This is a genomic window from Dysosmobacter segnis, from assembly GCF_014297285.1.
In the GTDB taxonomy this organism is placed as follows: Bacteria; Bacillota; Clostridia; order Oscillospirales; family Oscillospiraceae; genus Oscillibacter; species Oscillibacter segnis.
In genome coordinates this window covers 82,406-101,902 of record NZ_JACOQI010000008.1, presented here as the reverse complement: position 1 = coordinate 101,902, position 19,497 = coordinate 82,406, and the positions used below count along the sequence as shown (strand labels likewise).

General features: G+C 51.6%; 21 protein-coding genes and 1 pseudogene. 9 read left to right on the top strand and 13 right to left on the bottom strand.

Going from position 1 to position 19,497, the window contains the following annotated elements:
- Positions 1 to 12: 12 nt before the first annotated feature.
- From H8Z83_RS09870 to H8Z83_RS09835, 8 genes are all read right to left on the bottom strand, one after another.
- Positions 13 to 1,008 carry a CehA/McbA family metallohydrolase gene (locus H8Z83_RS09870; protein ID WP_187014866.1) on the bottom strand — a complete coding sequence of 332 codons (996 nt, stop codon included), beginning with the start codon at positions 1,006 to 1,008 and terminating at the stop codon, positions 13 to 15.
- Positions 986 to 1,474, bottom strand: a complete 489-nt coding sequence (locus H8Z83_RS09865) for a hypothetical protein (RefSeq protein WP_187014865.1) — start codon at positions 1,472 to 1,474, stop codon at positions 986 to 988. The genes H8Z83_RS09870 and H8Z83_RS09865 overlap by 23 nt, the downstream gene beginning before the upstream one ends.
- 117 nt (positions 1,475 to 1,591) lie before the next feature.
- On the bottom strand, positions 1,592 to 2,437 hold the full coding sequence (locus tag H8Z83_RS09860; protein ID WP_187014864.1) for an ABC transporter permease: 846 nt from the start codon (positions 2,435 to 2,437) through the stop codon (positions 1,592 to 1,594).
- A gap of 33 nt (positions 2,438 to 2,470) precedes the next feature.
- On the bottom strand, positions 2,471 to 3,646 hold the full coding sequence (locus H8Z83_RS09855; RefSeq protein ID WP_187014863.1) for an extracellular solute-binding protein: 1,176 nt from the start codon (positions 3,644 to 3,646) through the stop codon (positions 2,471 to 2,473).
- 18 nt (positions 3,647 to 3,664) lie between these two features.
- Complete coding sequence (locus tag H8Z83_RS09850; protein ID WP_187014862.1) at positions 3,665 to 4,627, bottom strand: ABC transporter ATP-binding protein; 963 nt, start codon at positions 4,625 to 4,627, stop codon at positions 3,665 to 3,667.
- A 16-nt stretch (positions 4,628 to 4,643) separates the two neighbouring features.
- Entirely contained in the window at positions 4,644 to 5,486 is an 843-nt protein-coding gene (locus H8Z83_RS09845) for an ABC transporter permease (RefSeq protein WP_187014861.1), read from the bottom strand.
- Between the two features lie 35 nt (positions 5,487 to 5,521).
- Positions 5,522 to 6,340 carry a PIG-L deacetylase family protein gene (locus tag H8Z83_RS09840; RefSeq protein ID WP_187014860.1) on the bottom strand — a complete coding sequence of 273 codons (819 nt, stop codon included), beginning with the start codon at positions 6,338 to 6,340 and terminating at the stop codon, positions 5,522 to 5,524.
- A complete protein-coding gene (locus H8Z83_RS09835; RefSeq protein ID WP_187014859.1) occupies positions 6,337 to 6,999 on the bottom strand; it encodes a glycerophosphodiester phosphodiesterase in 663 nt (220 codons plus the stop codon). Before H8Z83_RS09835 ends, H8Z83_RS09840 begins: the two co-directional genes overlap by 4 nt.
- Positions 7,000 to 7,535: 536 nt before the next feature.
- Here H8Z83_RS09835 and H8Z83_RS09830 point away from each other — a divergent pair.
- The 4 genes from H8Z83_RS09830 to H8Z83_RS09815 all read left to right on the top strand — a co-directional run bounded on the left by H8Z83_RS09830 (position 7,536) and on the right by H8Z83_RS09815 (position 11,347).
- On the top strand, positions 7,536 to 8,108 hold the full coding sequence (locus tag H8Z83_RS09830; protein WP_187014858.1) for a glycerol-3-phosphate responsive antiterminator: 573 nt from the start codon (positions 7,536 to 7,538) through the stop codon (positions 8,106 to 8,108).
- A gap of 196 nt (positions 8,109 to 8,304) precedes the next feature.
- Positions 8,305 to 9,747, top strand: coding sequence for an NAD(P)/FAD-dependent oxidoreductase (locus H8Z83_RS09825; protein WP_187014857.1), 1,443 nt, complete (start codon positions 8,305 to 8,307; stop codon positions 9,745 to 9,747).
- Positions 9,744 to 11,006, top strand: a complete 1,263-nt coding sequence (locus H8Z83_RS09820; RefSeq protein WP_187014856.1) for an NAD(P)/FAD-dependent oxidoreductase — start codon at positions 9,744 to 9,746, stop codon at positions 11,004 to 11,006. The genes H8Z83_RS09825 and H8Z83_RS09820 overlap by 4 nt, the downstream gene beginning before the upstream one ends.
- Entirely contained in the window at positions 11,003 to 11,347 is a 345-nt protein-coding gene (locus H8Z83_RS09815) for a DUF1667 domain-containing protein (protein ID WP_187014855.1), read from the top strand. The genes H8Z83_RS09820 and H8Z83_RS09815 overlap by 4 nt, the downstream gene beginning before the upstream one ends.
- Positions 11,348 to 11,720: 373 nt before the next feature.
- On the opposite strand, the gene H8Z83_RS09810 is transcribed toward H8Z83_RS09815, so the two are convergent.
- From H8Z83_RS09810 to H8Z83_RS09790, 5 genes and pseudogenes are all read right to left on the bottom strand, one after another.
- On the bottom strand, positions 11,721 to 12,221 hold the full coding sequence (locus H8Z83_RS09810) for a transposase (protein ID WP_215686535.1): 501 nt from the start codon (positions 12,219 to 12,221) through the stop codon (positions 11,721 to 11,723).
- Between the two features lie 208 nt (positions 12,222 to 12,429).
- Positions 12,430 to 12,873, bottom strand: a pseudogene (tnpA, locus tag H8Z83_RS09805) (IS200/IS605 family transposase); the annotation flags it as partial.
- Between the two features lie 549 nt (positions 12,874 to 13,422).
- Entirely contained in the window at positions 13,423 to 14,166 is a 744-nt protein-coding gene (locus H8Z83_RS09800) for a DUF6882 domain-containing protein (RefSeq protein ID WP_187014853.1), read from the bottom strand.
- A 27-nt stretch (positions 14,167 to 14,193) separates the two neighbouring features.
- Positions 14,194 to 14,994, bottom strand: a complete 801-nt coding sequence (locus tag H8Z83_RS09795; protein ID WP_187014852.1) for a helix-turn-helix domain-containing protein — start codon at positions 14,992 to 14,994, stop codon at positions 14,194 to 14,196.
- Positions 14,995 to 15,028: 34 nt separating this feature from the next.
- The gene (locus H8Z83_RS09790; RefSeq protein ID WP_156796953.1) at positions 15,029 to 15,199 is read right to left on the bottom strand and encodes a hypothetical protein; all 171 of its coding nucleotides are present in this window, start codon (positions 15,197 to 15,199) and stop codon (positions 15,029 to 15,031) included.
- Positions 15,200 to 15,508: 309 nt separating this feature from the next.
- Between H8Z83_RS09790 and H8Z83_RS09785 the strand changes: the two genes are divergently transcribed.
- The 5 genes from H8Z83_RS09785 (at position 15,509) to H8Z83_RS09765 (ending at position 19,422) form a co-directional block, all read left to right on the top strand.
- Entirely contained in the window at positions 15,509 to 15,922 is a 414-nt protein-coding gene (locus H8Z83_RS09785; RefSeq protein ID WP_118339098.1) for a cysteine-rich VLP domain-containing protein, read from the top strand.
- A gap of 111 nt (positions 15,923 to 16,033) precedes the next feature.
- A complete protein-coding gene (locus tag H8Z83_RS09780; RefSeq protein WP_055222213.1) occupies positions 16,034 to 16,429 on the top strand; it encodes a replication initiator protein A in 396 nt (131 codons plus the stop codon).
- 183 nt (positions 16,430 to 16,612) lie between these two features.
- Positions 16,613 to 17,554, top strand: coding sequence for a MobV family relaxase (gene mobV / locus H8Z83_RS09775; protein WP_119251521.1), 942 nt, complete (start codon positions 16,613 to 16,615; stop codon positions 17,552 to 17,554).
- 70 nt (positions 17,555 to 17,624) lie between these two features.
- Entirely contained in the window at positions 17,625 to 17,816 is a 192-nt protein-coding gene (locus tag H8Z83_RS09770; protein WP_002566025.1) for a hypothetical protein, read from the top strand.
- 94 nt (positions 17,817 to 17,910) lie between these two features.
- Positions 17,911 to 19,422, top strand: coding sequence for a recombinase family protein (locus H8Z83_RS09765; protein WP_187014851.1), 1,512 nt, complete (start codon positions 17,911 to 17,913; stop codon positions 19,420 to 19,422).
- Positions 19,423 to 19,497: the final 75 nt, after the last annotated feature.

Here is a 19,497-nt window from a genome sequence, read left to right as displayed (position 1 = left end):
TTCCTCCTTGGTTCATTCATCCCGCAGGTCCGCCGAATAAATAGGGCTTGTCAGTGCAATGGAATCCGCTGGACGGTCAAGTGCCGTTCCGTATACCTCCACCCGAAGCCAGCCGGGTACCAAGCTTACGGAAAAATCCACAGGCTTACCGTTGTAGGGCTGTTCAGCCAAGATTTTTCCATTGTGTACCAGTCGGATGGACTGAGGTGTGATTTCATTGTGAGCCCAAACGCTGCTTCGTTCCTCCATGCCGATCCGCACGGAAACAGAGGCGGGACCGGGATGTGCGGTTTGGCCCAGGCTGTAGATCCGGTTTTCCTGCTTCAGAGTAACATCCACGGTTGGACCCGTGGTGACATAGGTTCGTCCGGCGCGGATGGCAGCCTTGGCATTCTCTATTGTAACATCTCCGTCAATACCAAGATAGGTAGCGGTCAGCAGAGGGATCTGGCCGGGCTTGTCGGGGCCGTGCCAGTCGCGTCCGGCTGAAATAGCCAAATGGTAGCCCTGATTTAAAAGCGCGTCGTACCAGGGCATGGCAAGGCCGTTCTTGGCGGAGGCGTGAGGATCGGGACCTGACCAGATCTCCACATAATCCATCAGATCCCAGCGTTTGACCCGAAATTCCCAATTACAGCCGCACATCAGCGGAGATCCAACCTCACAGGGGTGGGCCACGCCGGCGATGCCACCTGCGGCCCGGATCTCCTGCAGGGCTTCGTCAATGGTGTCCGGCGTTACAAAGCGCCAGTCTACGAAGCGGTCGCAACCGATGACCAACAAATGGCCGTAAAAGGTAGTCCACTCAATACCGGGCAGCACCAGACAGTTGTTTTTCCGCTGCAGTTCCTCCGTGACCTCCAGCAGTCCGGTTACGGCGTTGTGGTCAGTCAGCGCCAGACCCGCATATCCATAGGCAGCCACACTTTCTATCAGCTGTGGGACCAGAAAGGTCCCGTCGCTGTGGCGAGTGTGGCAGTGCATTTCAAAGGGACGGTATTTCAGCATCCTGCTCACCTCGTTCCATTCCGTAAATTCTCAAGTGGTAGTCTACCGTGCCGACTACCACGGCCTGTACATGCAGCACTGCCCGCCAGTCTCCTGCGGAAGCTGCTGTGGGGGCGAAGCCCCAACTGGAGCCGCTTGCGGAAATTGTCAGTATCTGCTGTGGCGGATGACGGTGGGCACAGCCCACATATTCGCCGTTTTTATCCAGAGAAAGCGTTACAAAGTTGAAAAGCTCCTGGTATTCCTGCATATCCGCTTCTGTCAGCTGATAGCCGGCGGGAAAGTATGTTTTCACACACTTACGGATCTGCGGCATAATGATCTCGGGATCTCGAATGGCCTTAGGCCCGTAGTGCAGGCAAATAGCCAGATGATCGAAATCCCGGTCAACGCGGAAAGGAACCAGAATGTTTTTGCGGACATCCGCCAGAGTAAAGGCGAATGTCTGGTCAAGTAGCAGTTCCACAGTTTTTCCTCCTGTTTTTAGCGTACCGGATGGAGAAAGGAAGCCGGCGCGGCGGATAGGCTTCCCGGAAAAATACAGGGAGGAGACTCCTATGAGCTCCTCCCTGTAAGGCAGACGTTATTTCTCCCACTCTTTTTCGCGCAGGTTGGTGTAGATATATACACCGGCGGAAACAGAGCAAATGAGGAAGATGATAAACGACATGGCGGCCGCCCGCTCATAGCGCAAATACTTGTTGAACTGATCGAACAGCACAATGCCCAGCATCTTGGGATAGTTGCCGCCCATCAAATACGGCGTGGTAAACGAACCGACGTTGGACATGAACACGAATGTTGCTGCAATGACCACGTCCTTCATGGAAAGAGGAAGGATCATGCTTCGGAGCACCCGCAGTTTGCTGGCACCCACATCCCGAGCGCTTTCAATCATGGAGTCGGGGATCGCTCCCAGACCCGCCGTGATCATCAACGCAGCGAAGGGGATGTTGAACCACATGTTCATGGTCACAAGTCCGCTGGCGTGGTACATCATACCCGGCTTAAAATCGCCGCCGAAGAGTTGAGAAATACGGTTGAGCAGACCAGAATCGCGAACCACGGTGATCATGGCGTACACCGCCACCATGCTGGGCACAAAACGAGGCAGCAGGTAGAGGTTGCCAATCAGCCGGGAAACCTTGGACTTGACAAACCGCAGATACAGCGCCAACAGATAAGCCAGAACGATGGCTAGTGCCACGGTGAGGAACACAATACCCAGTGTGAAGAGGATATTGGTCAGTTCACGCGGTGTTTCAAAAAAGTATTTGTAGTTATCGAAGGTAAAACCGCCGGTGTCCGGGTCTGTAAAGCTGGTCTTAATGGCCGTCAGGATTGGCCAGGCTACTACCAGCATGACCGTCAGGAAGGACGGCAGTACCAATCCATAAGCAGCCAACATCTGTTTTAGTTTCTTGCTCATTCTTTACACCTCGGACACTTTCAAAATCAGAGTTTAGCCGAGAGAACCAATCTCGTTATCCCAGCGCTCGTTAAAGTTGGTACCCAGATCGCCGATAGACAGCGTGCGGAAGCTGCCCACATCCAGATCCTTCAGATCTTCGTAGCCGGTCATATCCATACCGCTGACGTCCACCAGAGGAATAGCGGCCATTTCCTTGACCAGGATCTGCTGAGCGGTATCGGAAAGCATGTAGTCGATGAAAATATAGGCGCCATCAGGGTTGGAACCAAAATTGGGAATCAGCAGGCTCTGCACAGCGCCAGTGAAGGAGGGCTGAATGGTGGCCATCTTGATGTAAGCGGGGACAGTGCCGGCGGCACGCTGGCTCAGCAGCATATCCGCCCACATGGGGCACATGTCGATCTCGCCCTGAGACAGCAGATCCAGAGCGCCCTGGTTCTTGTTGGGATAGACGATGCTGCCGCCGGACTTATACATATACGGATGCAGCTCAGCCAGCTTAGCAAAGCCTTCGTCCCACTGATCCATCCACTTGGGGTCATCAGAGGTCATGGCTTCCTGATCGTCAATGCAGTTATAGACGGTGGTGCGGACAAAAGAGTCACCAGCGCCGCCGGTGCCAGGCACGTTATAAGCGAAACGGCCGGGATGATCCTTGATCCACTGATACAGTTCTTCGGCGGTGGTGGGAACTTCAGTTACATTCTGAGAGTTGTAGGCAAGAACCACGGTGGTGCCGCGATAAGGCTGGCAGAACTCGGCGGCGTCAGCAGATTCAGCTCTGACCCGGGAAGAATTGGGGATCTTGGATTTATCCAGCTTCATGAAGCCGTCTGTGCCGACCAGAGAAACAACCTTGGAAAGATCGTCGCCGCCCAGATCCACCAGATCATACTCGGTGTTGGTCTGGTTGGACTTGCAGGCAGAAGCCAGCATATCAGGCATGCCCTGACCACCAGTGCCGGAGAGCAGGAAGTTCAATTCCACCTGATAACCCTGATTGGCTTCGGCGTTGCCATTGAAATCGGCGGACAGCGCCTCATAAACCTGACGGACGTTGTCGGAACCAGTGGCCCAGAGATGAATGGTAGTGCTCTTTGTGTCACTGCCGGAGTTGGCGGACTGCTCGGATTTCTGACCGCAGGCAGCAAGAGACATTGCCATCATGACGGCCAGCGCGGTGGCTAAGATGCGCTTCATTTTCATTTTACTTCTTCCTTTCAATTAAAAAATATGCGTTTTGAGGAATTTGAGGTTCACGGGGTCTCCGGGGTTGAGACGTTCAGACTGATCGCGGTCCACGAAACATTTGACAACGAGGTCTCCGCACTGGACGTTGACCTCCACGTAATGTCCCAGAACCATGATGGTCCGCACGCAGCCCTGGATATCCGCAGGCTCACTGGTGATGGCGACATCCTCGGGACGGACGGCAACGGTCTTTCCGTCCTTTTCGACGAAGTTCATTTCGCCAATAAAGGATGCCACATACTTGGTTGCGGGGTTATCGTAGATCTCCGTAGGAGTGCCTACCTGTTCAAATTTACCCTTGTTCATGACCACGATGCGGTGGGACAGGGCCATGGCCTCTTCCTGATCGTGGGTCACGAATACCACGGTGATGCCCAGTTCGGCCTGAATCTTCTTCAACTCTTCGCGCATCTGCTGGCGGATTTTGGCGTCCAAAGCAGAGAACGGCTCATCCAACAGCAGTACGGAGGGCTTGAGCAGCAGGGAACGGGCAATTGCGATGCGCTGCTGCTGGCCGCCGGAAAGCTGGGTGGGATACTTCTTTTCGAAGCCGGACATGCTTACGAGCTTTAGGTGCTTATCAATATCGGCCCTGATCTGATCCTTGGGGATCTTGCGCAGCTTCAGGCCGAAAGCCAGATTTTCATATACCGTCATGTGGGTCCACAGGTTGTAGCTCTGGAATACCATGGCGGTCGGCCGCTTTTCCGGCGGCAGTTTCACGATAGATTCATTGTCGATCAGAATGTCGCCGTCAGTGACATCCAGAAAACCGCCGATGGTCCGCAGAATGGTGGACTTTCCGCAGCCGGATGGCCCCAGCATGGTGACGATCTCGCCTTCATAAATTTTCAGATTGATATGCTCGACGCCATCACCGTTGTCATAGCGCTTTGTCATATCACGGATTTCCAGTTTTAAACTCCGTTCAGCCATTTTCTATTCCTCTCAATCACTTCATCTTGAAACCGCCGGCAATTGCCTCGGGACCGATATATTTCTTCATCGCAAAGATCATGACTGCGGCGGGGATCATCAGCAAAATTGCAAACACCGCACCGGCCTGACCGGGATAATCCAGAATAATGCCGTACATCTCTACGGGCATCGTCTTGATGCGGGCAAGGCCAACCAGCAGTGTGCCCTGCGCCTCTTCCATGGAACCGAGGAAGGTATAGAGCGTGGCGACCATAATGCCGGGCATCGCCATGGGGAAGGACACCTGGAAGAAGGTGCGGATGGGGCCGGCACCTACGTCCCGAGCGGCTTCCTCCTGTTGCTTGTGAACGGCTTGAAAGGCGCTGCATGGGAGCCAAACCATGAACATCATGGAGTTGATCATATGAATAATGACAACGCCCAGCAGTGTACCCATCAGATTGTATTTATAGAAGAGAATACCAATAGAAGTGTAGATGCCCAGTTTTGGAAACGCATTGGTCAGCAGGAAAGAAAGCATGAAAATCTTTCTGCCGGGGAAGCGGAACCGGGCCAGAGAATAAGCCGCCGGGATGCACAGCACCATAGAGCAGACTGTGGTGATGACTGCAATGGTCAGGGACTGTACGATTGAGGAGACCAGACTCTTTTGAGAGAACACGAAGTTCCACCATTTAAAGCCCCATTCCGTGGGGAAAATATTGGGAACCTCATATACGTTGCCAAAAGCTGTAATGCACATGTACATCAGCGGGCCGTAAAAGAACAGCATAAAGACTGCCAGCAGAATAAATTCCAGAAATTTTTTCTTGCCTACCGCATAGTAAAAGCGCTTTGGATTTAGATATTTGAACACCTTCGACCACCCTTTTCACACAATTTTTGCAAATGTCACGTTCGAGAGGGAAGTCTTTCGACCCGAAAGACGAGCTCATCGTTTTTGGCAAAGGCCAGCAGATACCCGTTATAGGCTGCTGGATCCTGTGAAGTATAGCTTTGAATCAAGCTGTATTTTTCCGCGGGTGGAAAACCATCCGGCAGCGGACGGCGCTCCGCGGCGCACCGTAAAAGCGGATGATCCGCCGCCATGGGCGGCAAGCGGAACCATTCAGCGTCCCGCTCTGGCCAGATATCTGTCCGGTCTGCGTGAATCAGATAATAATACAAAGCAGGAGGATTTTCCATGGCGGCGACGGCCTGCGTCGTAAAACGGCCCAAGGCGTCATGATCGCCGTGGCAGTCGCCGGGGGCTGTAACGTAGACGGTATCCGGATTGACCAGCGCTAACACATCGGAAAGATCCCGCAGAACGCTTGCGGCGGTATAAGTACCGTGACAGCCGCTGCGCATGAAGTGAAAATCCTGTCCGTCAGGCCGCCAGGTTTCTGTTCTCCCCCAACGGGAGGCGGATACCCTGCAGCCGTCATATAACCGGCGGAGAAAGCTTTCTTCGTAAGGCATACCGGTATCGGGATACCCCAAGAAATAGATCTGCTCCGCAGGGACGCCTAAAGCGGCCAGTACACTTCGGCTTTCCGCAGCTCTGACTGCGGCATCTGCCTCGGAAGCGTATTCACCGTTTGTAGCGAAGCACACGCTTACATGGGCGCCGGAGTGAGCGGCTTGATAGATAATACCGGCAGTTTGCAGACACTCGTCATCCTGATGGGGGGCCAGCAGGAGAATCCGCCGGGAAGATGTTTGATTCATACGCCGGTTTCCTTTCGCAGTCCGCAAACCATAACTGGCTGCCGCGTGGTGATGTTGTATACACCGGCGTCCAGAAACTGCCGGGCACAAGACACGTCATTTACAGTCCACACGGAGGCGAGGATCCCGTTTTCACGCAGGAGCGCAATGCGCTCCTGTGTGCACAGGCCGTAATAAAGATTGACGATCTGCACGCCGCAGCGTCGATAGAGGGAAATAGCGGCGCGAATCTGTTCTTCTGTAAGCGGAATACCAGCCTCGCACTGCGCATAAAGCGTAGGCATGGCACTTTCAATATTCCAAAACGTGCGGCACCGGATCGCGGGATCCTGTATAGCTTCAAGGGAGACGGAGCCGGAAAAAATCAACTGTTCGTCCACACCGCAGGCTTGCGCCAATGTTAGGACTGCGTGTTCGATGCCGGGATGCTTGAGATCGCAGTTGACCTTTACGCCGCTGCCGCGAATCAGAGAAAACACATCTTTCAGATCAGGATGTGCGCCATCGGATGGATCATGGCTGATGTAAAAGCCGTCATCCTTAGGATGTACATCCACTTCCAATGCGTCCGCACCGCAGTGCAGAGCGTATTGAACATATTCCAGAGAATTGTCCGGCCTACCCTCGCAACCTGAGTGGGCCGTGATCATTGTGTGCATTCCATCACTCCTTGCATGGAATGCAGAAACGGGGAGAGAGCGCCCCCGGCTCTGCTGTGAAATCAGCAAAGGTGCAAAGAAAAAAGCCAAGTACAACATGAACAAGTCTCTCGATTCCGGGAGAAAACTTGCTCTGTTGCCCCAGCTCTCAAACTCTTCAGCAACCCTTTGAAGTGCCTTCATTTTACTCCTTTTTTAGCGAAGTGACAAGTGCATTTCGCCAATTTGCATTTTTTTCGTTTAAACCGCACAGATTCTGTGAGGAGATTTTAGCTGTTGCGTCCAAGTGTGACGCCTGTCAACCTGCGTTTTTCCGGGAGCGCCGACGCGCTTGCAGAATAAGAAAAATGGGCGCGACAAAATTGTACCATAATCACAGCAAAAACTTACATTTTAGAAAATGAACGGATTCGCTTGTGAAATGCCAGAGGATTTACTATAATGCGGGAGAGAAGAATAATCTCTGATGATCTATCGTTTCATGATGATGTTTCTCAGTATGTATGAGAGACAGACGCACTATGGGAGGGCAGTTTATGAAAGGCAGACAGGCGGTGTTTGAAGAAGCGATTCAGGAGGCTCCGGTGATTGCGGCTGTAAAAAACGACATGGGACTTGCCCATGCCCTGAGATCGGAATGTGCTGCCGTGTTTATTTTGTATGGGACGATCCTGGACATCGGGCAGATCGTAAAGCGGATCAGGGCAGCAGGCAAGCTGGCCTTTGTCCATGCGGATCTGATCGAGGGACTGAGCAATCGGGGGGAGATCGCCGTGGATTTTCTGGCGGAGGCTACAAAAGCGGATGGGATCATCTCCACCAGACCCAATCTCATCCATCACGCGAAGGAACTGGGACTGATCACGGTGCAGCGTTTTTTCCTGCTGGATTCCATTTCCTTTGAAAATGTGGTGCGCCAGAGTTCCCATGCGGATGTGATCGACATTTTGCCGGGGGCAATGCCGGATGTGATCCGGCGTCTGTCTCAGCGGGTGACGCAGCCACTGATCGCCAGCGGGCTGTTGACGGATAAGCGGGATGTATGCGGCGCTCTTGCAGCCGGAGCCGTTGCGGTCTCTACCACCAGTGAGGAATTGTGGGAGGCATAAAGGCGCCTAATATGAATCCGGCTTGTACAGCTCAAAAAAGTCCTTGCTTTTCAGAAAGGACTGTGATATAGTCCAAGTAGAGACTAAAAACTGCATATTTCTGCTGAGAAAGTTGAGTCAAAGCGAACACAGCCGCATTAGGCGGTTTGGTTCGCTTTGATTTTTTTTAAATCAGCAGGGAAGGAAGTGTATCCCAATGTTTGATGTGACTATTATTGGCTGCGGCGTTATCGGCGCGGTGCTGGCCCGCAAACTCTCACAGTATGATCTGCGGATCTTGATTCTGGAACGGGAAAACGATGTCGCTATGGGCACTACCAAGGCCAATAGCGCGATCGTACACGCGGGTTACGATCCGGAACCCGGTACACTGATGGCAAAGCTGAATGTACAGGGTTCCGAGCAGATGGAGAAACTTTGCCGGGAACTGGATGTGGAATACCGCCGCTGCGGTTCCATGGTGCTGGCATTCTCTGCGGAGGAGACCGCCACGTTGAAAACACTGTATGACCGCGGCATAAAGAACGGTGTGAAAGAGCTGCGGCTGCTCAGCGGCGAGGAGGCCCGGACCATGGAGCCGGCTCTGGCGGAAACGGTGCGTGGTGCGCTGCTGGCTCCGACTGCTGCCATTGTCGATCCATGGGGACTGTGCCTTGCTGCGGCTGAAACGGCTGTGCGCAACGGCGCGGAGCTGAAGCGTGGCAGCGCCGTTGCCGGTGTGGAGGATCTGGGCAATCACTATGTGGTTCACACGGCCTCCGGAAATTACGAGAGCCGCTATCTGGTCAACTGCGCAGGTGTTCATGGCCATGAAATCAGCGCCATGGTCGGAGAGAGCGAATGGATGCCTAAACACTCACGCGGAGAGTACTATTTGCTGGATAAGTCCAGCGGCGATCTGGTCAACCATGTAATCTTTCAGTGCCCCAGCGTTTTGGGTAAGGGCGTTCTGGTAGCCCCCACTGTGCACGGAAATCTGATTGTGGGTCCTAATGCCGAGCCTGTAGAAGATGGTGATGACCGGGCTACAACCCAGAGCGGTCTGGATCAGGTAGCTGCTTTCGGCCGCAAGAGCGTGCCCTCTGTAGATCTGCGCCAATCCATCCGCAACTTTTCCGGCGTGCGGGCAGTAACCAGTGAGGAGGATTTTATTATCCGTCCCGCAAAGAATTCTCCCCGGATGCTGTATGTGTGCGGCATCAAGTCTCCGGGCCTGTCCGCCGCTCCCGCCATTGCGGACTATGCGTTGGAAAAGCTGAAAGAAATGGGGCTTGCAGCCGAAAAGAAAACCATGTGGAGCGGCAAGCGTACGCAAATACGTTTCCGGAAGCTTTCTGATAGTGAAAAAGCAGAATTGGTACGGAAGGATCCCCGCTATGGCCGGATAATCTGCCGGTGCGAAACCATCACTGAGGGAGAAATTATCGCCGCGATTCATTCGCCGATCCCCCCCTGTTCCATCGACGGTGTGAAGCGCCGGACCGGAGCGGGCATGGGGCGGTGTCAAGGCGGTTTCTGCGGCCCCCGCGTGCTGAAGATCCTCGCGGACGAACTTGGGAAAGATCCCATGGAGATCGTGCAGGACGGCAGCGCGACCTGGCTTTTGATGGAAGAAACCAAAGGAGGTAGCGGAAAGTGAAGTATGATCTTGTTGTGATCGGCGGCGGTCCTGCGGGGCTGTCTGCTGCGAATGCCGCCTGGGAGGCAGGCTGCCGCTCCATCTGCATTGTAGAGCGGGACCGTGAACTGGGCGGCATTTTGAACCAGTGTATCCACAATGGCTTTGGCCTTCACTATTTTAAGGAAGAACTCACCGGCCCCGAGTATGCCGGACGGTTTATTGAAAAGATCCACTCCACAGGCGTAGATATTTGTCTGGAAGCCATGGCGCTGGAAGTTACGCCTGAAAAGCATGTGCATATCGTTTCTCCCAGCGGCGGCTATGAGGTCCTAGAAGCCAAGGCGGTCGTCCTGACCATGGGCTGCCGTGAGCGCACCCGGGGCGCTATCGCAATTCCCGGTACCCGACCCGCAGGCGTATTCACTGCTGGCACGGCGCAGCGCTATCTGAACATGGAAGGATACCTGGTAGGCCGCCGGGTGGTCATCCTCGGTTCCGGTGACATTGGCCTGATCATGGCTCGCCGTATGAGTTTGGAAGGAGCCAAAGTTTTGGCCTGCGTGGAGGTCATGCCGTATTCCGGAGGCCTGACCCGCAACATTGTCCAGTGCCTGCATGATTTCAATATTCCCCTGTATCTCTCCCACACCATCAGTGACATTCAGGGCAAAGACCGCGTAGAACGGGTGGTTATCTCCGAGGTAGGACCGGACCGCCGCCCCATACCCGGCACGGAGATGATCCTTGACTGCGATACCGTGCTGCTGTCGGTTGGCTTGATCCCGGAAAACGAACTTAGCCGCAGTGCCGGCGTGCAGATGGACCCCCGCACCAATGGCCCTGTGGTATATGAAAACATGGAAACCTCCATTCCCGGCGTGTTTGCCTGCGGTAATGTACTGCATGTTCACGATTTGGTAGACTTTGTAACTGCTGAGTCGGCCCGGGCGGGTCAGGCTGCTGCGGCGCTATGCGCCGGTACGACGCCGTCCTCCAGTCAGATAATGGAACTGAAAAACGGTCCTGTGGTAAGCTACACGGTTCCGCAGCGCATCCATATGGCCGCAGATTTTCAGACGGTGGATGTATTCTTCCGTGTACGGGCCGTATGCGGCAAGAGCCGTATCACAGTGACCGATGAGGCGGGGACCTGTCTTGCATCGTTCCGACGCGAACGGCTAGCCCCTGGCGAGATGGAGAATATCAAGCTGCCTCGTAAGCTGCTGGAGAATGCGCAAGGCAGCATTACGGTGAGCGTGGAGGAGGATCTGGCATGACTGAACTGATATGCATTACCTGTCCTAAGGGCTGCCACCTTAGGGTGGATGAGGAAAAGGGCTTCGCTGTTACCGGCAACAGCTGTCCTAGAGGTGCGGAGTACGGAAGAAACGAATTGCAGCACCCGGTTCGCACGGTAACCTCCACTGTCCGGATCCAAGGGGCAGACCTGCCGCGCTTGCCGGTGAAAACAGATCGTCCTTTGGCTAAAGAGAAAATATTCGACTGCATGGCACTGCTCAACACCATCACAGCCGATGCACCGGTGCATGTGGGAGATGTATTGGCGGCTGATATTCTGGGTACAGATGTGAATATTGTGGCAACTAAAACAATGTAGTATAATATGCATAAAAACGGCATATGTTATTTGTGCGATTTGTGGAATTTTAAGATTGCGTTTTGAAGAAAAAGCAGTAAAATAAAGGACAGTTAAACGATTACTGAAGGAGATGACTGTCATGATTCTGCGCGCACTCTTCAAAAAACACCGTGATCGTGCGGATGAACGCTGGTTTGCCATGATGGAGCAGGCCATGCTGTTTCGGCCGATTCAGTGATATAAGAATTATATCAAACCGATGGGTAGCCCCATTCGACTCTGTCAAGACAATGAAAAGCAAAGTGTGTTTGACAGATAAAAGAGCAGGAACCCCGGCTATGCCGGAGTTCCTGCTCTTTTATCTCAGTCTGTCGAGGAACCCGGTCTGTACTCAGGAGCAGACTGGGTCTCGAACATATATGAGCGAAAAAACAGCAAAACGAAACGAGGACAGCAGATCCCTCCATTTCCATGTGGCCAATTTTTTCAAGTTCATGGCAACAAACTTAAGCTTCACCCAGTTCGTCACCTGAGCCAAGCCTCTGTATTGTGTATAACGCATCGCGTGTTTTTCCTTGGCGTCCGCGAAGACCCGTTCAATGGTTTCCTTTCGGCACTTGTAGAGCTGCGCGTACGCAGGCGTATATCTGGCATCGTCCGCCAATTCCTCATAGTCCTTCCAGATATGCCGCTGCACCGTTTTGATACAGTCCCTGGAATGCGTACACCGTTCTCTGGTCGGACAGGCGGCGCAGATATTCGGATCGCTCTTGTATTCCCTATATCCATCACGGTTCGTCGTGCTATATTTCAAGGGCTGGTATTCGGGACATATCACGCAGTTGTAGAATTCATCATAGACATACTTCCACCACTCGTGTCCATTCTTCATGGTCTGCGGGCGGTAACGGAGGTGTGGACTTCCCTTCCCTTTTGATGACCTAATGTGTAAAGGAATTGCACTATACAATCATAACCACCGGCCGTGCCGGTGGTTTGCACTAGCCCCCTTGGGGCATGACCCGGGCTGAGCCTATAGGCTCGTCGAAAAGTCTGCCAACCGCGCAGTTCTCCCGGGCTGCCCCTAAAGGGGCTTTTGTTTATTTGCCTCCTCTTACCGGCTCACCCGTAAACGGGTCTACGAACTCCTTGATACTAAGCTGGTCGCCTGTGTAATCTTCCTGAAGTTGATTTTTGATATACTCCTCTATTGCGCGCCTATTTCGTCCCACTGTGCTGACGTAATATCCCCGGCACCAGAAATGCCGGTTTCCATATTTATACTTGAGATTTGCATACTTTTCGTAGATCATTAAACTGCTCTTTCCCTTGAGATATCCCATAATCTGCGATACGCTGTATTTCGGTGGTATGGATACGAGCATATGGATATGATCCTTGCACGCTTCCGCTTCATGAATCTCGATACCCTTATATTGGCACAGCTTTCTGATCATCTGTCCGATATCCTGTTTGATCTTTCCGTATATGATCTGTCTCCTGTATTTCGGTGCGAATACGATATGATATTTACATTCCCACTTAGGTCAGTTTACAAGGAACTACACGCAGACCACGAAACGGGGGCTGCTGACAACAAATAAAGGCTGAATATCAAGCACCGGGGAAGTGCGAGATATTCAGCCTGTTTTGTTGTCCGGGGTTTCCAAAGGGGCTTTCCCTTTGGCACACGACTTTGCTTGCAAAGTGTAGTGTGTTATACGCTCTGTCGGCGTTGCTGCGAAAATGCGGTTGCCAACCGGGATGGCAAGAGCATTTGAAGCAGCAAGAAAACAAGGCTGTGATTGTGTGGCGTGGAGCCGCAAGCGCAGGGGTGGTTTCATCAGCAGACAGGGCGTATATGAAAGCCCCCGTCCCTCGTCCTATGCCGGACTTCGGGACAAAATGTCCCGAACTTGTGGACACACTCACGAAAAAGCAGACAGATTTTTCTCTCAAAATTGAAATGGGCGGGAAGCCATTTTAGGGCTTTCCCGCCTTGATTGCCCATCAGCAAAGGCGGGCGGGGCTGTCAATGGCGGCGCATAAAATGTGCCGTTCATCTTGACCGTTGACTGGCTCGACTGGATTTGCTATTTTCCAGATAAAATGGTATTCATAGCGCAAATACGCCAAAAATCATTTACTTGTTCAAACTCAATTTTCAAATCTTGCTGAAAATGAGCGAGTAATGTTTGATTGTCCCATTCACATTTCGTATTGTTCCACGAGAGAAATCCCTCCACAAAAATTTTGTGATCAATATGAAATTGTTGAATACATTGCGTCGTTATAGATACGAATTTTTGAACATCGACGGAGGCAAACACACTATCAGGAACACCTGAAAATGCAACAAAAATTGCTCCACCAGAATGTGGACCTCTGTAATAACAATACTTATCAACTAAGCCGCAAGTTACGATAGACAGGTTATGCCCGTTGAATGTATCGTCCAATGTAAATTCTGCTGTCGTTAGTGGCTCTAAATTCCAGCGTTCCCCCACTACTTTTGCGTGTGTGGCTACCTGAATAATTTTCTCGGAAAATCCATTGATATTTTCCCACCCCCACAGCCATGTGTTACTTGATGTTGCTTCGCTTCCGATGAATTGAAGCGGATACTTTTGATTTCCAAAAAGTATTACGCCCTCTGAAAAATCAACATTCCAGTCCTGCCCCTTTACCACCTGCTCACTACAAGCAGTCTGTATTGCTATCATTTTACCTAAGCAAGCTGAAAACACTTGAAACCAATTTCCTGTATCAATATTGAGATGCTCAATCCAAATATTTTTTCTGTTATCCTGTTTTCTGTCTTTGCCCCAAAATCTCATCTGTATTTCCTCCGTAATATATTTCTTTTATTTCCTCCCCCGCTGCGGGTTCGGATTTTTCAGCAAGTCAGACTTCTGTGCAATCTTTTTCAGCCACTTCTTTTCTTCCTCGGACAGCTTTTTCAAATTCAGCTTGAGCCGCTTACAGATAAACGCCAAAGACGCTTGTTCTGGGTCGCCGTCCTCGCTGGCGACTTCGTCTGCGGTCTGTAAAAAATCTTCCAGCGGGTTGTCCTCCGGGACGCTGAAAAAATCGTCCTTATGTGCTTCCCGCAGGTCAAGAGCTATCTTGTTTATGTCCTGCTGTATCACATAGCGGCAAAAGCTGTCGTCATCAATGTGGGCGGCGATAAGCTGTCTTAACTGCGGGTCGGTCAAGCCGGGATTGTGCTGCTTCATAATGGTCGCGCTCACAGCGTCTATAATGGCATTTGCACTCTGCACCTGTTTGCCAGCGATACCGTTTACATAGATTTCGAGGTCAGCCATCAGCCGGGGGAAATCCGGGTGTACCGCCAGTTCACACAAGAGGGAATTATCCACCAGCCCGCTTTTCAAGAGTTCAATCATATCATCACTCAAACGCAGGTCTGCAAGATCGGCGTTTGGGTGATTTTTTGTTTGAGAACGCCCCAGCAGATAATCAACAGTCACTTCATAAAACTTTGCCAACTCAATAAGGGCATAATGGCTGATGTCCTTGAAATTATCCCCCTCATAACTGCCCAGCGCAGACTTGGAGAGATGTGTTTGCTCTGCAAGCTGTTCCAGCGTCAGCCCACGCTCCACACGCAGGTCTTTCAATCGTTCTTGTATGGATAGTTCCATTCTCTCCCTCCTTGTCTGCCCGATATAATTCCTGTTATTCGTTGCTTCCTACCCAATAGCAACCAGCCCCGATAACAGCAGTTAATACCTTAAGAGCCTCCAAATACATGTCATAATTGCTCCACCTAATTATGAAGCCTGCCAGAAAATAAATGACAACAAAAACAATTACAGAGATAATCGCTCTTTTGATTTTAGTATTCATAATTTTCACTCCTGTCATTTTGAGATTGTTGTATGACCATTTTCATTCTACCACAATTCCGAGAGCGTGGAAATAGAGAGTTTTCCGGGCTGATTTCCGACCTTATGGATATACGGGGCGGGCGGTCTTTTAGGTGTAGACTTAGGGTAGTTCATCGATGAGCTGCACCTTGAAAACAGAATGACCGTTCGAAAAGGAATACCTCTCCTGGAGAAGTAGCGCATTTGCGTACCAAAGGAGAAACACGCCGCAGGAATGGGGCAGGAAGCCTTTTCGGGGAGAACGGCAAAGGAAAAATGGAGGGAACACATGAGAGAGAACCCATATAAACGACTGCCGCCCATAGAGTGCAGGCAGGACGGTTCCCTTTACCGCATGACACCGGCACAGAGGAAACAGGCAAACGCCCTGCTCCGCCGGGAGTGCTGCTGTTATGAGGACGGGAACTGTATGCTCCTTGACGATGGGGACACCCACACCTGCCCCCAGACCATTTCTTTCTCGGTCTGCTGTAAGTGGTTCCGCTGGTCGGTCTTGCCACAAATCGGAACGCTGGAAGCAGAGATTTTCCGGGATAAGGAGCTAAAACGCTGTGCGGTCTGCGGCAGAGAGTTCGTCCCAAAGTCCAACCGGGCGAAATACTGTCCCGACTGTGCCGCCAGAGTTCACAGACGGCAGAAAACAGAAAGTGAACGGAAAAGGAGGTCTTGTGTGGACAGTTAGGGGCTGAAAAGTCCTTGATTTACAAGGCTTTGCAAGCACAGAACAGGGGCAGGCAATAGAAACTACCGTCTGCCCCCGGAAACAGGCTTCTAACCGTCCACAAAACACGATATGACAAACACCATTTATATCCATCAGCCGGAAAAGGCGGTCAGCTTTACCCGGCTTCCCAATTTCCTTTTTGAAGCCCCCACATTCACACCCCTGTCCAACGAAGCAAAGGTACTGTATGCCTTTATCCTGCGCCGGACGGAGTTATCCCGGAAGAACGGCTGGGCGGACGAGTACGGGCGGATTTTCCTGTATTACCCAATCTGCGAGGTTGTTGCCCTGCTTCACTGTGGGCGGCAAAAGGCGGTGAACACCCTGCGGGAACTGCAATATGCCGGACTGGTGGAGATCCAGAAGCAGGGCTGTGGAAAACCCAACCGTATTTACCCAAAATCCTACGAAGCGGTTCCAAACACCGACTTCAAGAAATCCGGTTATGGAACACCGGAGGACTGAAAACCGCACTCCACAAGTACGATAATCAATCCTCTTGAAGTACGAAAACCGGACGGTATATAGAAATACAGAGATAAAAATATTGATTTATATTCTATCCATTCCCTTCCTATCTGAGATATTTTCTGCGGGATTTTCCTGTGGAAAAGTCCCGGAAAGGAATGGAATGGGGAAAGGAGTTTCATGGCACAACACGCAATTTTGCGATTTGAAAAACACAAAGGCAATCCGGCAAGACCGCTGGAAGCCCATCACGAACGGCAAAAGGAACAGTACGCCAGCAATCCCGACATTGACACCAGCCGGAGCAAGTACAACTTCCATATCGTTAAGCCAGAGGGCAGGTACTACCACTTCATTAAAAGCCGCATTGAACAAGCTGGCTGCCGTACCCGTAAGGACAGTACCCGGTTTGTGGATACGCTGATTACCGCCAGCCCGGAGTTTTTCAAGAAGAAGTCCCCAAAGGAAATACAGGAATTTTTCCAGAGGGCGGCTGATTTCTTAATCAGGCGGGTAGGGAAAGAAAATATCGTGTCGGCGGTGGTACACATGGACGAGAAAACGCCCCACCTGCATTTGGTCTTTGTCCCGCTGACAGAGGACAACCGCCTGTGTGCAAAGGAGATTATTGGGAACAGAGCCAACCTCACAAAATGGCAGGACGATTTTCACGCCTATATGGTGGAGAAATATCCCGACTTGGAGCGTGGAGAAAGTGCCAGCAAGACAGGCAGGAAGCATATCCCCACCCGTCTGTTCAAGCAGGCGGTCAATCTCTCCAAACAGGCAAGAGCCATTGAAGCCACGCTGGGCGATATTACCCCGTTCAACGCCGGAAAGAAGAAAGAGGAAGCCCTCTCCCTGCTGAAAAAGTGGTTTCCGCAGATGGAGAATTTCTCCGGTCAGCTCAAAAAATACAAGGTCACAATAAACGACCTTTTAGCAGAAAATGAACAGTTGGAAGCCAGAGCAAAAGCCAGTGAAAAAGGCAAGATGAAAGATACGATGGAACGGACAAAGCTGGAAAGCGAGCTGAAAGACATTCAGCGGCTGGTAGACCGTATCCCGCCGGAGGTGCTGGCAGAACTGAAACGGCAGCAGCGGCACACAAGGGAACGGTGATCGATGACAGAAAACATTTCACGCCGCAGCATGGCGGCACTGCACTTTGAAAATTAAATACGGAGGTACTATGGAGCATATCAGATACAAGAAAGAAACCGAAGTCGTGACTTTTCAGGGAAAGGAAATCACGCTGGAAAATCTCTCCCCGGTGTTCACGCCGGAGCAGGAAGCGGCAAAACGCCGGGAGCTGGAACAGCAGCTTTACGAGGTGTTCCGCAAGTATGCCGACAAACGGCAGAGTGAGGAAGCCGGGGCATAAGGTTTTCCGAAGCCATCGTTGATTTGCGGGGCTACTGGCGGTATAATAAAACTGTCAGCAGCTCCGTTTCTTTTTTAAGAAAAGGAGCGACAATATGAACAATCGAATAGACGCAATCTATGCAAGACAATCGGTGGACAAAAAGGACAGCATTTCCATTGAAAGCCAGATTGAGTTTTGCAAATACGAATTGAAAGGCGGGAACTGCAAAGAGTACAAGGACAAAGGGTATTCCGGGAAAAATACGGAGCGTCCACAATTCCAACAGCTTATGCGGGATATTGAAAGCGGCCTTGTGCGGAAAGTGGTGGTTTACAAGCTCGACCGCATCAGCCGTTCCATTCTCGACTTTGCGAAGATGATGGACTTCTTCCAAAAGTACGAAGTGGAGTTTGTGTCCTCTACGGAGAAGTTTGACACCTCCACCCCGATGGGGCGGGCGATGCTGAATATCTGTATCGTGTTCGCCCAGCTTGAACGGGAAACGATACAGAAGCGGGTGACGGACGCTTATTATTCCCGCAGCCAGCGAGGCTTCAAGATGGGTGGGAAAGCCCCTTACGGCTTTCATACAGAGCCGATCAAGATGGACGGTATCAACACAAAGAAGCTGGTGGTAAATCCAGATGAAGCGGCAAATATCCGGCTGATGTTCGAGATGTACGCCCAGCCCACAACCTCCTACGGGGACATTACCCGGTACTTTGCCGAACAGGGAATTTTATTCAACGGCAAGGAACTAATACGCCCCACGCTGGCGCAGATGTTACGCAATCCCGTCTATGTGCAGGCAGACCTTGATGTGTACGAGTTTTTCAAAAGTCAAGGGACGGTCATTGTCAATGACGCTGCCGATTTTACCGGCATGAATGGCTGCTATCTGTATCAAGGGCGGGATGTGAAGCCCAGCAAAAAGAACGACTTGAAAGACCAAATGCTGGTGCTGGCTCCCCATGAGGGCATTGTCCCCTCTGACATCTGGCTGACCTGCCGCAAGAAGCTGATGAACAACATGAAAATCCAGTCTGCCCGAAAAGCTACCCATACATGGCTGGCGGGAAAAATCAAATGCGGAAACTGCGGGTATGCCCTTATGAGTATCTTCAATCCCTCAGGCAAGCAATACCTTCGCTGTACGAAACGGCTGGATAACAAGAGTTGTCCGGGGTGCGGGAAAATCATTACTTCGGAACTGGAAGCGGTTGTTTATCAGCAGATGGTAAAGAAACTGGCAAGCTACAAGACGCTGACAGGCAGAAAGAAAGCGGCAAAGGCAAACCCTAAAATTGCCGCCCTGCAAGTGGAGCTTGCTCATGTGGATAGCGAGATTGAAAAGCTGGTGGACAGTCTGACGGGTGCAAACAATGTCCTGCTCTCCTATGTGAATGTGAAGATAGCGGAACTGGACGGACGCAAGCAGGAACTTCTGGCGAGGATAGCGGAGCTGACGGTGGAAGCCATTAGCCCGGAACAGGTCAACCAGATTTCCGGCTACCTCGACACTTGGGAGAATGTATCCTTTGACGACAAGCGGCGTGTGGTGGATTTGATGATTACCACCATAGCCGCCACAAGCGATAGTTTGAATATCACATGGAAAATCTGACGGGCGGTACACCTCCCGTCAGATACCTACCCTGTGTAGTCCCTTGTAAACTGTACTTTCGTGTGTGCTAAACTA